This is a genomic window from Streptomyces sp. NPDC107559 (assembly GCF_055657365.1).
On sequence record NZ_JBVKBD010000001.1, the window covers coordinates 242,544 to 254,295 of the forward strand.

Genomic DNA, 11,752 nt, shown 5'->3' on the forward strand with positions numbered 1-11,752 from the left:
GGCCATGAAGTCCACGCGGAACGCGAGGGTCACGGTCGCCGAACTCGTCGCGGAACGGTGGGGGGACCACCGGCCGGGGCTGTGGTGCGGGGAGCAGGAGCTGACCCACCACGAGACGGCGGCCGGGGCGGCGGCCCGGGCGCAGCTGTTGACCGAGCTGCTGCCCCGGGGCGCCGAGCCGCATGTGGGCGTCCTGCTCGACAACACCCCGGAGTTCCCGCTGTGGCTCGGCGCGGCCGCGCTGGCCGGGGCGGCCGTCGTGGGCATCAACCCCACCCGCCGGGGGCCCGAGCTGGCTCGCGACATCCGGCACACCGAATGCCGGATCGTCGTCACCGAGCGGGCCCACCTGCCCCTCCTCGACGGACTCGAACTCCCCGGCGTGCGCCTGCTGGTGACCGACACCGAGGCCTACGCCGACCTGCTCGCCCCCTACGCGGACGCCCGGCCGGACGCCTCCCGGGCCACCCCGGCCGACCGCGTCCTGCTCTGCTTCACCTCCGGCTCGACCGGTGCGCCCAAGGCCGCGATCTGCTCCCAGGGCCGGCTGGCCGCCGCCGCCCGCTCGCTGGTGGAGCAGTTCGGGGTGCGGCGGGACGACGTGCACTACGTCTGCATGCCGATGTTCCACGGCAACGCGGTGATCGCCGACTGGGCGCCCGCGCTGGCCGCCGGTGCGGGGGTGGCGCTGCGCCGCCGTTTCTCGGCCTCGCGGTTCCTGCCGGACGTACGGCGTTACCGGGCGACCTACTTCACGTACGTGGGGCGGGCGGTGCAGTACCTGCTGGCCACCGAGGCCCGCCCGGACGACCGGGACAACCCGCTGCGGCTGGGCTTCGGGACGGAGGCGGGGGCGGTGGACGCGGCCGCCTTCGAGCGGCGGTTCGGGGTCCGGCTGGTGGAGGGGTACGGCTCCTCGGAGGGCGGAGCCGCGGTCCAGTGGACGCCGGGGACGCCGTCCGGGGCGGTCGGCAGGCCGGGGCGCGGGGCCGAGCTCGTCGTCCTCGACCCGCACACCCGCGCGGAGTGCCCGCCCGCCGCCTTCGACGCGGCCGGGCGGCTGCTCAACGGGAACGCGGCGATCGGCGAGCTGGTCAACCGCGGACCGAACCCGTTCGAGGGCTACTGGCGCAACCCCGAGGCGGAACGCGAGCGGCGCCGGGACGGCTGGTACTGGACCGGCGACCTCTTCTACCGGGACCGGGACGGCTTCCTCTACTTCGCTGGGCGGGCCGACGACCGGCTGCGCGTCGACAGCGAGAACCTCGCCGCCGCACTGATCGAGAACATCCTCGCCCGGTACGAGGGCGCGGCGGCCGTCGCGGTGTACGCGGTGCCCGATCCGGTGGCCGGGGACCAGGTGATGGCGACCCTCGCGGGGGACTTCGACCCGGCCGGTTTCGTGGAGTTCCTGGCGGCCCAGCCGGATCTGGGGACGAAGATGGCGCCGCGGTTCGTGCGGGTGGTGGAGCGGATGCCGGTGACCGCCACGAACAAGGTCCACCGGGCGGGGCTCAGGCGGGAGGGTCTCCGGTGTGCCGATCCGGTGTGGTGGCGGCCGCCCGGCGCGAGCGCCTACCGCAGGTTCGGCGCCGCGGACCTGGCCGGGCTGGAGGCGGAGTTCCGGGCACGGGGGCGGGAGGGACTCTTGGCCGAGGAGCTCATGGCCGAGGAGCACATAGCGGAGGGGCCCTCCGCTGTCGCGAAGGGCCCCTCTTCTGTGCGCCGCCAGGGACTCGAACCCCGGACCCGCTGATTAAGAGTCAGCTGCTCTAACCAACTGAGCTAGCGGCGCATGACTCCCGCCTTCCGCTCTGTGCGGCCGGCGACGAAGAAAATACTACCTGGTCCGCGGGGTGCTCGTGACCACGGACCTGTAGCCCCGGCCCGACCGGGGCGGCAGGTACGGGGACAGGCTGCCCCGAGCTCTAGATCGCCAGCGACAGCAGGACCGGTGCCGCGTTCCGGTTCAGCGCGTCCGCCGCCTGGCGGAGCCGGTGGGCGTGCTCCAGCGGGAGGGACACGGCGAGGCAGCCCACCGCGGACCCGGCGGTGATCGGTACGGCCGCGCAGACCGTGCCGACCGCGTACTCCTGGAGGTCGAGCACCGGCACCGTGGGCGGCTGCGCCTCCAGCCGGGAGAGCAGCAGCTTGTCGCTGGTGATGGTGCGCGAGGTGAGGCGGGCCATCTTGTGCCGGGCGAGATGGTCGCGTCGGCCGTTGTGGTCGAGTTGGCCGAGAAGGCTCTTGCCGACCGCGGTGGCGTGCGCGGAGAAGCGGAAGTCGACCCACTCGTTGACCGCCGGGGTCGCGGGGCTGTCGGCGTACTGGGTCACCTTGACCTCTCCGTCGACGTACCGGCTGATGTAGACGGCGGCGCCGACGGAGTCGCGCAGTCGGTCGAGGGTGTGCTGGAGCTTCTCGCGCAGGGCCTGTTCGCGGTCGTGGCTGGACCCCAGGCGGGCGAGGGCGTGTCCGGTGACGTACGCGCCGTCGCCGACCTGCTCGACATAGCCCTCGCGGCGCAGCATGCGCAGCAGCGCGGGCAGTCGCTCCGGGCCCAGGCCGGTCTCGCGGGCGAGCAGAATGTCGGTCACACCGCTGGAGTGCCGCGCCACCGTCTCCAGGACGCGCAGGGCGTCCTGAGCCGAGTGGTACGGCGCGGTCGGCTCTTGCTTGAGCGCCACGGTGAATCCCCCCGGTCGCTTCCTGGGCCGTGATCCGGACAGCGGATCCTCTCCACGATAACCGGCAAGAAGCCTCCCGGAAGGGGTTGTTGGCGAGAATGTGGCCCTCTCAACTGGGGCGCTGGCTCTCTGGCATATGCCGAAGTCATGTCACCCCGGCGAGACCTGGGGTGATGACTTGTGCGCGTCCTGTAATTGCACGCCAAAACTTTCCTGGTCGGTAACCGAGGTCACAGCACCGCGCCGAGGAACTCCCGGGTGCGCGCGTGGTCGGGGTCGCCGAAGAGCTTCTCCGGCGGCCCGGACTCGACGACACGGCCCGCGTCGAACATCAGCACCTGGTCGGAGATGTCCCGGGCGAAGTTCATCTCGTGGGTCACGCACAGCATCGTGATGTCCGTGCTGCGGGCGATGTCCCGGAGCAGGTCGAGGACGCCCGCCACCAGCTCCGGGTCGAGCGCCGAGGTCACCTCGTCGAGCAGCAGCACCTGCGGCCGCATCGCCAGGGCGCGGGCGATCGCCACCCGCTGCTGCTGCCCGCCGGACAGCCGGGTCGGGCGCACGTCGCACTTGTCGGCCAGGCCCACCAGGTCGAGCAGCTCGCGGGCGCGGGCCTCCGCCTCGTCCCGGGACAGCCCGAGGACGGTCACGGGCGCCTCGGTGAGGTTCCTGAGCACGCTCATGTTCGGGAAGAGGTTGAACTGCTGGAACACCATCCCGATCTTCTTGCGGATCTCGCGGGTCTGCTTCTCCCCGGCCGGGTGCAGCCGCTCCCCGGCCACCGTGATCGTGCCCTCGTCGGGCCGGGTCAGCGTCATCAGCAGCCGCAGGATCGTCGTCTTGCCGGATCCGGACGGTCCGATCAGCGTCACGTGCCTGCCGGAGTCGACGGAGAAATCCAGCCGGTCGAGCACGGTGTTGTCGCCGAAGCGTTTGGTGACCTGCTCGAAGCGGATCAGCTCGCTGCCGTCCACCGGCGGATTGGCGTGGATGTCGGGATCGCTCGTCAGGGAGGTGTCAGCGGACAAGGCGTCGCTCCAGGGCTCGCAGGAGAAGGGAGGCCAGATAGGAGATGAGGATGAAGGCCGCACCGATCACCGTGAGGGGCTCGGTGAAGCGGAAGTTCTGCTGGGAGAAGAGCCGGGCCTCACCGAGCATCTCCAGCACGGTGATCACCATCAGCATCGGTGTGTCCTTGAGCATGGCGATGACGTAGTTGCCGAGGGCCGGCACGACCCGCCGGATCGCCTGCGGGAGGATCACCGCCCGCCAGGTCCGGCCGGGCGGCAGGCTCAGCGCCGTCGCCGCCTCCCACTGGCCGGCCGGCACCGCCTCGATACCGGCCCGGTAGACCTGCATCGTGTACGTCGAGTAGTGCAGGCCGATGCCCAGCACACCGGTGGTCAGCGCGGACAGGGCCAGGCCCCACTCGGGCAGCACGTAGAAGAGGAAGAACAGCTGCACCAGCAGCGGGGTGTCGCGGACGAACTCGGTGACCGCTCCGACCGGCCAGCGTACCCAGCGCGTCGGCGTGCGCATCAGCAGCGCCCACACCAGCCCCAGGGCGAACGAGATCAGCGAGCCGAGGGCCAGCGCCTCCAGGGTGACCACCAGACCCTCCCGCAGCAGCGGCAGGAAGTCCGTCACGGCGTTCCAGTCCCAGGTCATGCGACACCACCTCCGACCCCGGCCTTCAGCCGCCGTTCCAGAGCGCGCATGAGCCGGGTGAGCAGGAAGGCGATCACGAAGTAGATCAGCAGCACGTAGGCGTAGATCTCGGCGCTCTGCTGGAGCGCCAGCCGCACCAGGTTGGCGCTGAACGTCAGATCGCCCATGCCCATCACGGACACCAGCGCCGTGCCCTTGAGCAGCTCGATCAGCAGGTTGCAGAACGGCGGGACCATCTCCGGCACCGCCTGCGGCAGCAGGATCAGCCGCATCCGCTGCCAGGGCGTGAAGCCGAGCGCGATGCCGCCCTCCGGCTGCGCCGGGTCGACGGCGTTCAGCGCGCCGCGCACGATCTCCGAGCCGTACGCCCCGTAGGTCAGCCCGAGCGCCAGCGTGCCCGCCCACATCGGCACGAGCTGCCAGCCGAAGGCGATCGGCAGCACGAAGAACACCCAGAAGATCATGACCAGGGCCGAGGTCCCGCGGAACACCTCGGTGTACAGGCCCGCGAGGAAGCGGACGATCCACCGGCGGTGGGTGCGGGCGATCCCGACGACGAAGGAGACAGCGGCGGCCAGCAGGGTGCTGCAGACAAGCAGTTGGACCGTGGTCCACACGCCCTTGAGTACGAGTTCCCAGAGTCCCGGGGTCATCCGCCGCACAGCTCCTTCGCGGTCAGATCGGTCATCTCGGCCTCGGTGAACCCGAACGGCCGCAGGATGCGGAACAGTTCCCCGCTCCTCTTGAGCCCGTGCAGCTCCACGTTGAAGGCGTCCCGCAGCCTCGTCTCGGCAGGCCGGAACGCGAAGGCGCCCCCGTCGACGTGCGGCTTGCCGCCGACGAGCGGCGCGAAGGCCTTCGTCGCCTCGGCCTTGCGCGACTTCCTGACCACCTCGCGGGTGGTCAGCGCGGTACCGGCGAACACGTCGGCGCGCCCGGCCTCGACCGCGTTCAGTCCGGCGACCTGGTCCGGCACCACGAGGATGTCGCTCTCCCGGTAGCCGGCCTCCACCGCGTACTGGATCTCGGCGTAACCGGTTCCGGTCGCGAATCTCGCCTTCTTCGCGACCACGTCCTGATAGGTGCGCAGGCCCATCGGGTTGCCCTTGCGCACGATGAACGAGTCGAGCATCCGGTAGTCCGGATCGGCGAAGATCACCTGCTCGCAGCGGTCCGGGTTCACGTACATCCCGGCGGCCACGACGTCGAACTGCTGCGAGTTCAGGCCGGGGATGAGCGAGCCGAACTCCGTCGGCACGGGCTGGACCCGGTCCACGCCCAGCCGCTTGAAGACGGCCTTCGCCAACTCGGGTGCCTCGCCGGTCAGATCACCGTTCCTGTCGATGTAGCCGAAGGGGATCTCGCCCGCGATGCCGAGCCGTACGACGCCCTGCGCCCTGAGCCGGTCGAGCAGATCACCGCCCTTCGTGGTGGACGCCGCGGCCACGCGACTGCAACCGGCCGCGGCCGGCGCGCCGAGTGCCGCCACCCCCGCGAGCAGCGATCTGCGGGTGGGGCCAGGTCTGTTCTCGCCGATTCCTATAGGTGGTGCCATGGCCGCGCTGCTACCCGGGCCCCGGCGACCTATGCCGACACGGACCCGTCCCGATCGCGAACGAGGCGCCCCTGACCGGTGCGCGGCCCGCACCCGCCGGGCCGGGTTCAGCGCCCGGGTACGTACCCGCGCTGCTTGTCGACCACGTTCGGCAGGCTCCGGCCCACCGCCCAGCGCTCGTACAGCTCGACGAACTGCGCGCCGAGCTCGTCCCGCCAGCCGACCGTGTCACCGCTCATGTGCGGGGACACGATCAGTCCGGGCACCTGCCACAACGGGCTGTCCGGGGTGAGGGGTTCGTCCTCGAAGACGTCCAGCGCGGCGCCCGCGATCCAGCGCTTGGCGAGCGCCTGGGCGAGCGCGTCCTGCACGACCAGCTCCCCGCGCCCGACGTTCACGAACCGGGCCGACGGCTGCATGACCCCGAAGCGGCGGGTGTCGAACATGCCGCGCGTCTGCTCCGTCAGCGGTGCCGCCGCGATCACCCAGTCGGCGCGGGCGAGCAGCCGGTCCAGGTCCTGGGGGCCGTGGATGCCGGTGCGCGGCACCCGGCCGACCAGCGCGGTCGTCACCCCGAGCGCCTTCAGCGTGCGTACGATCGCCCGCCCGATGGGGCCCGAGCCGACGACGCACGCACGGGTGCCGGCCAGCCGCTGCCCCTCCCGGTGACGCCACTCGCGACGGCCCTGCAGCTCCAGGGTGCGCGGCAGGTCCTTGGCCATCGCCAGGACGAGGGCGGCGACGTACTCGGCGATGGGCTGCTCGAAGATGCCGCGCGCGTTCGTCACCACGGTGTCCGAGGCCACGAGCTCCGGGCACAGCAGATGGTCCACCCCCGCGCTCGCCGTGTGCACCCAGCGCGGCCGGGGCCCCTCGCCCGGCCACGCGGCCCGTACCGCCGTGGAGGCGAAGTCCCACACGAGCAGCACGTCGGCTTCCGGCAGCCGCTCGGCGACCGTGTCCGCGTCGGCGTGCACGATCCGGACCCGGCCGGTGAGACGGCCCAGGCGGGGCGGGGGGTCGGCGTCGAGGACGAGGAGCGTGGGGACGGTCATGGGCAGCCGTTCTTCGCGGTGGCCTAGGGCGTGCGTGCCAGGCGGCGCAGGGCGGACGGGCCCTGCGAACACGGCCCGGCGTCCGGCAGGAGCGGATTGACCACGCTCGCACTCGAACCCACCTGCGTCAACACGGGCGCGTACCCGGTCCGTTGCCGCGCCCTTCCGTACGGTGAGCAAGGCGCCCGAAAGGGGTCCCCGACCCTGGGGCCTGTCCGGCGTGCCAGTGCCGCGGCAGGAGCCCTTCCCGGCGGTCCCGCCCGCGTCGGGCCGTCGGCGCGCGCTCGGCCCCGCCGGCGCGTCCCCCGTCCCCCGTCCCCCGTCCCCCGTCCCCCGGACGGCGGTGCGGACGTGTGCCGGTCCTGTCGGCCAACCAGGTAACGATGTGGGCGGCGCCGCGCAGGCGGGGTACCCGAGCCGTGGGGCCGTATCGGGCGCCGGCGGACATCGCGGCGCGCGAGCGGCCCGTACTGCCGGAAGAACAGCAGGAAGGCTGGACATGACCGCACTCGGATTCCTCCACCCGGGCCACTCCGCCGAGGACGACTACCCGCGCATCGAACAGCTCCTGGGCAGCGACATCCGGCTGGACGTGGTCCACACGGAGACCGGCGAGGACGTGCACCGGGTGGAGGCGCTGCGGGCGATGGGCACACCGCAGCTGCTCGCACCGGCCGTCGAGGAGCTGCGGCTGTCCGGGGCCGAGGCGGTGGTGTGGGCCTGTACGGCCGGCAGCTTCGTCCTCGGCTGGGAGGGCGCCCGCGACCAGGTGCGCGCCCTCGCCCGGGCGGCCGGGACACCGGCCTCCTCGACCTCCTTCGGCTTCGCGCACGCGCTGCGCGAGGTGGGGGTGCGACGGGTCGCGGTCGGGGCGACCTACCCGGACGACGTGGCGGGACTGTTCGCGGACTTCCTGCGGGCCGGGGGCGCGGAGGTGGCCGCGGTCCGCGGCGCGGGCGCGGACGTCGTCACCGCCGCCGAGGTGAGCGCCTGGGGCGAGGCGGAGCTGTTCGCGCTGGCCCGGTCGGCCGACGACCCGTCCGCCGAGGCGCTGCTGCTCCCGGACACCGTCCTGCACACGGCCGCGCACCTGCCCGCCCTGGAGGAGGAGCTCGGCAAGCCGGTCCTCACCGCCGCCCAGGTCACCGTGTGGGAGGCGCTGCGCCTGGCGGACCGGCGCGTGAACGCTCCGGCGCTGGGATCGCTGTTCGCGCGGGAGCCGCTCGTACAGGTGTGAGCCGGGCCGGCCGAGCGGGCTCCCGGGGTGAGCCCCCTCGGGCGGATCCCCGGGCGGGTACCCGGGCGGATCCCCGAGTGGGTCCCCAGGCGGGTCCCCGGGCGGGTCCCCGGGCGGATCCCCGAGCGGATCCCCGAGCGGGTCCCCGGGCGGGCTTCCCGAGCGGGCTTCCCGGGCGGGCTTCCCGGGCGGGCTCCCGGAACGGCCGGGGGCGGCCGGGAATAAGCGGGGACAGTCTCCTGTTGCTCGCCCGAGGACAGCGCAGGGCCGTAAGCAGGCCGAGAGCAGGAGGCACCCACCGTGACGGCAGACGAGATCCCGGGCGAGGCACAGGACACCCGCGGCACCCGCGACGAGGCGCACGGCATCCGGGCCGAGGCCCGGGGCAGCGCGCCCGTTCCCCTGTCCGTACTGGACCTGGTCACCGTCGGCGCGGGCAGCACCGCCACCGACGCCCTGCGCACCAGTGTCGCGCTGTCCCGGCTCGCGGAGTCCCGCGGCTTCCACCGCTACTGGGTCGCCGAGCACCACTCGATGCCGGGCGTCGCCTCCTCGTCGCCCGCGGTGATCCTCGCCCACCTCGCCGCCCACACCGAGCGCATCCGGCTCGGTTCGGGCGGCGTCATGCTGCCCAACCACGCCCCGCTGGTGATCGCCGAGCAGTTCGGCACGCTGGAGGCGATGGCCCCCGGCCGGATCGACCTCGGCCTCGGCCGAGCCCCCGGCACGGACGGGGCCACCGCGGCCGCCCTGCGCCGCACCGACTCCCTGAACGAGGGCGCCGACGACTTCCCGCAGCAGCTCGCGGAGCTGCTGCGCTTCCTGGACGACGACTTCCCCGACGGGCATCCCTACGCCCGTATCCACGCCATCCCGGGCCCGGTCCAGGGCAGCACGCCCGGCGGTGTGCAGTCCCCGCACCGGCCGCCCGTCTGGCTGCTGGGCTCGTCCGGCTTCAGCGCCCGACTGGCCGCCATGCTCGGCCTGCCGTTCGCCTTCGCCCACCACTTCTCGGCGCAGAACACCGTTCCGGCGCTCGACGTGTACCGGCAGCAGTTCCGGCCGTCCGCCGTCCTCGACGAGCCCTACGCCCTCATCGGGGTCTCCGCGCTCGCCGCCGACGACGAGCAGGAGGCCCGCAGGCAGGTGCGGGCCACCGCCCTGAACATGATCCGGCTGCGCTCCGGCCGGCCCGGTCTCTTCCCCGACCCCGCGGACGCGGAGGCCCATGAATTCAGCCCGCTGGAGCAGGAGTTCGTCGACTCCTGGGCGGGCAACATCGTGCACGGCACGGCGGACGAGGTGCGCGCCGGCCTGGACGGCCTCCAGAAGCGCACCGGCGCCGACGAGTTGATGCTCACCTCGCACGCCCACCGCGGCGAACTGCGGCTGCGCTCCTACGAACTCATCGCGGACGCCTACGGGTTGCCGACCGCGTAGGACGTCGTCCCCAGCAGTTCGGAGATACGATCCGGCGGCACCGGGCGGGAGTACAGCCAGCCCTGTCCGGTGTCGCAGCCGATGTGCCGCAGCCGGGCGGCCTGGGTGAGGGTCTCCACGCACTCGGCGGTGACCGTCAGGCCCAGACGGTGGGCGAGCTGGATCATCGCCTCCACGACCACCTCGTCCGCCGGGTTCGGGCGCTCGCCCGTCTCGTCGTACTGGAAGCCCCGGACGAAGGAACCGTCCAGTTTCAGTACCGACACGGGCAGCCGGCTGAGGTAGGCGAGGTTGGAGTAGCCGGTTCCGAAGTCGTCGATGGCGATCCGTACGCCCATGTCGCTCAGGGCCTGGAGGGCTTGGAGCGGGCGGCCCGCGGAGCCCATCACCGCCGATTCGGTCAGCTCCAACTGGAGCAGGCTCGGGGCGAGTTCGGCCTCCGCCAGCACCGACGCCACATCCGCGACCAGATCGGAGTCCCAGACCTGGCGGACGGCCACGTTGACGCTGACGAAGATCGGCGGCTCGTCCGGGTGGTCGAGCTGCCAGCGGCGGGCCTGTCGGCAGGAGGTGGCCAGCGCCCAGCGGCCGAGCTGGACGATCGAGCCGTCCTCCTCGGCCAGCGCGATGAACCGGTTCGGCGTCAGCAGGCCGAACTGGGGGTGGTTCCAGCGCGCGAGGGCCTCGACCCCGTGCAGCCGGCCGTCCTCCATGCCGACCAGCGGCTGGTACTCCAGCACGAACTCGCCGCGCTCGATGGCGGGGCGCAGTGCGGAGGCCAGGGCCTGCCGGGTCATGCGGTGGGCGTTGCGCTCCGGGTCGAACAGCGTCCAGCGGGACTTGCCGTCGGCCTTCGCCCAGTACAGCGTGGTGTCGGCGGCCTGCATCAGGCCGGTGGCGGTGGTCCCGGCCGCGTGCCGTTCCACGACGCCGATCGAGGCGGACAACGACAGGCGCCGGCCCGCCAGTTCGAAGGGGGCCTGCAGGGCCGTCAGTACGGACTCGGCGAGTTCGGCGAGCTGGTCGGTGCCGGTGGAGTCCTCGACGAGCAGCGCGAACTCGTCGCCGCCGAGCCGGGCCACCAGCGGGGTGCCCGCCCTGGCCAGCCCGGCCTGCTCGGCGACCTGGGTCAGCCGTTCGGCCACGGCGGCCAGCAGCCGGTCGCCGACGCGGTGGCCGAGGGTGTCGTTGACCGCCTTGAAGCCGTCCACGTCGAGGTAGCACAGGCCGATCCGCCCGGTGCCGCTGCGCTCGTACGACTCCGCCTCCAGGGCGGCCGTCAGCCGCTCGAAGAACAGGGTGCGGTTGGGCAGCCGGGTCACCGGGTCGTGCATCTGCAAGTGCCGCAGTCTGGCCTGGAGTTCACGGCGGTCGCTGATGTCGGCGACGGAGAGCAGGACTCCGGGTTCGCCGCCCGCCAGCGGCGCGACGGTGACCTGCACCCACACCGCACGGCCGTCGGGATGCTTCAGCCGGCGGGTGCAGCGCAGCTTCGCCTGCCGGCCGCGCAGCACCTCGCGGTAGGCGTGCCAGGCGCGGGTGTCGGAGGGCAGGTCCACCAGGTCGGCGGCGGAGCGTCCGACGAGTGTCGTCGGGTCGCTGCCGAGCAGGGTGCCCAACATGGCGTTGGCGCCGACGACCATGCCCTCGGGGTCGACCACGGCCATGGCCAGGGGCGCCGTCGCGAAGACGGAGCGGTACGTGGACACGCTCCGAGGAGACGCGTCAAGATCACTGTCTGTGACGGCCGACCGGTCGAGGTCTGCCGCGGGCGTCGGCCCTTCGGACGTTCCGCTCACCGCTCGCTCCCGCAGTGCACTCGATCTCTGTCCGCGCAGCAAAGTGTGCCGATCATAGAGGGTGGTCCCAAGGCCTTCCAGCCACTGTCCAGTGTCCCTGACGGTGCGACCTTTCTGACAGATCGTTTCTGCCCGCGCCTGGGCGGGTTCTTCAAGCGGCGGATCGCTTGTGACGTTCCGTGAGTACTTCGGGGGTGTCGTCTGTACCCAGATCCGGGGCTGCTCACTCATCCGGGTCAGATAAACAGGACATAGGACAACAAAGTTACGCAGGCTGGATGCGGTGTCGAACCGTGAACCGTATCCGGAGG

General features: G+C 72.4%; 10 protein-coding genes, 1 tRNA gene and 1 pseudogene. 4 read left to right on the plus strand and 8 right to left on the minus strand.

Translation table 11 applies throughout. From position 1 onward, the window contains the following. Positions 1-4: 4 nt before the first annotated feature. Entirely contained in the window at positions 5-1,756 is a 1,752-nt protein-coding gene (locus ACZ7OY_RS00995) for an AMP-binding protein (RefSeq protein ID WP_471909424.1), read from the plus strand. On the opposite strand, the gene ACZ7OY_RS01000 is transcribed toward ACZ7OY_RS00995, so the two are convergent. From ACZ7OY_RS01000 to ACZ7OY_RS01030, 7 genes are all read right to left on the minus strand, one after another. Further along, positions 1,722-1,795, minus strand: a tRNA-Lys gene (locus tag ACZ7OY_RS01000). The two genes, ACZ7OY_RS00995 and ACZ7OY_RS01000, sit on opposite strands and share 35 nt — an antisense overlap. Before the next feature lie 133 nt (positions 1,796-1,928). Further along, a complete protein-coding gene (locus ACZ7OY_RS01005; RefSeq protein WP_471909425.1) occupies positions 1,929-2,687 on the minus strand; it encodes an IclR family transcriptional regulator in 759 nt (252 codons plus the stop codon). 230 nt (positions 2,688-2,917) lie between these two features. Further along, positions 2,918-3,715 carry an amino acid ABC transporter ATP-binding protein gene (locus tag ACZ7OY_RS01010; RefSeq protein ID WP_471909426.1) on the minus strand — a complete coding sequence of 266 codons (798 nt, stop codon included), beginning with the start codon at positions 3,713-3,715 and terminating at the stop codon, positions 2,918-2,920. Further along, positions 3,705-4,355, minus strand: a complete 651-nt coding sequence (gene ehuD, locus ACZ7OY_RS01015) for an ectoine/hydroxyectoine ABC transporter permease subunit EhuD (protein WP_471909427.1) — start codon at positions 4,353-4,355, stop codon at positions 3,705-3,707. The genes ACZ7OY_RS01010 and ehuD overlap by 11 nt, the downstream gene beginning before the upstream one ends. Next, the gene (gene ehuC, locus ACZ7OY_RS01020) at positions 4,352-5,008 is read right to left on the minus strand and encodes an ectoine/hydroxyectoine ABC transporter permease subunit EhuC (RefSeq protein ID WP_471909428.1); all 657 of its coding nucleotides are present in this window, start codon (positions 5,006-5,008) and stop codon (positions 4,352-4,354) included. Before ehuC ends, ehuD begins: the two co-directional genes overlap by 4 nt. Further along, positions 5,005-5,910 (minus strand): ectoine/hydroxyectoine ABC transporter substrate-binding protein EhuB, encoded by a 906-nt coding sequence (ehuB, locus tag ACZ7OY_RS01025; RefSeq protein WP_471909429.1) that lies wholly within the window; start codon positions 5,908-5,910, stop codon positions 5,005-5,007. The genes ehuC and ehuB overlap by 4 nt, the downstream gene beginning before the upstream one ends. 107 nt (positions 5,911-6,017) lie before the next feature. Continuing rightward, positions 6,018-6,965, minus strand: a complete 948-nt coding sequence (locus ACZ7OY_RS01030) for a D-2-hydroxyacid dehydrogenase (RefSeq protein ID WP_471909430.1) — start codon at positions 6,963-6,965, stop codon at positions 6,018-6,020. Positions 6,966-7,315: 350 nt separating this feature from the next. Here ACZ7OY_RS01030 and ACZ7OY_RS01035 point away from each other — a divergent pair. From ACZ7OY_RS01035 to ACZ7OY_RS01045, 3 genes and pseudogenes are all read left to right on the plus strand, one after another. Continuing rightward, positions 7,316-7,468, plus strand: a pseudogene (locus tag ACZ7OY_RS01035) (maleate cis-trans isomerase family protein); the annotation flags it as partial. Continuing rightward, complete coding sequence (locus ACZ7OY_RS01040; protein WP_471909431.1) at positions 7,465-8,202, plus strand: maleate cis-trans isomerase family protein; 738 nt, start codon at positions 7,465-7,467, stop codon at positions 8,200-8,202. The pseudogene ACZ7OY_RS01035 and the gene ACZ7OY_RS01040, both read left to right, overlap by 4 nt. A gap of 300 nt (positions 8,203-8,502) precedes the next feature. Next, positions 8,503-9,642 (plus strand): LLM class flavin-dependent oxidoreductase, encoded by a 1,140-nt coding sequence (locus ACZ7OY_RS01045; RefSeq protein ID WP_471909432.1) that lies wholly within the window; start codon positions 8,503-8,505, stop codon positions 9,640-9,642. Here the strand turns inward: ACZ7OY_RS01045 and ACZ7OY_RS01050 are convergent. Further along, complete coding sequence (locus tag ACZ7OY_RS01050) at positions 9,621-11,441, minus strand: putative bifunctional diguanylate cyclase/phosphodiesterase (RefSeq protein WP_471909433.1); 1,821 nt, start codon at positions 11,439-11,441, stop codon at positions 9,621-9,623. The genes ACZ7OY_RS01045 and ACZ7OY_RS01050 overlap by 22 nt on opposite strands. Between the last annotated feature and the right edge of the window lie 311 nt (positions 11,442-11,752).

What these genes read in the sequence shown, in the direction of transcription:
- ACZ7OY_RS00995 (WP_471909424.1), top strand. Translation starts at nt 5, where the DNA reads ATGAAGTCCACGCGGAACGCGAGGGTCACGGTCGCCGAACTCGTCGCG.
- ehuD (WP_471909427.1), bottom strand. Translation starts at nt 4,355, where the DNA reads ATGACCTGGGACTGGAACGCCGTGACGGACTTCCTGCCGCTGCTGCGG.
- ehuC (WP_471909428.1), bottom strand. Translation starts at nt 5,008, where the DNA reads ATGACCCCGGGACTCTGGGAACTCGTACTCAAGGGCGTGTGGACCACG.
- ehuB (WP_471909429.1), bottom strand. Translation starts at nt 5,910, where the DNA reads ATGGCACCACCTATAGGAATCGGCGAGAACAGACCTGGCCCCACCCGC.
- ACZ7OY_RS01030 (WP_471909430.1), bottom strand. Translation starts at nt 6,965, where the DNA reads ATGACCGTCCCCACGCTCCTCGTCCTCGACGCCGACCCCCCGCCCCGC.
- ACZ7OY_RS01040 (WP_471909431.1), top strand. Translation starts at nt 7,465, where the DNA reads ATGACCGCACTCGGATTCCTCCACCCGGGCCACTCCGCCGAGGACGAC.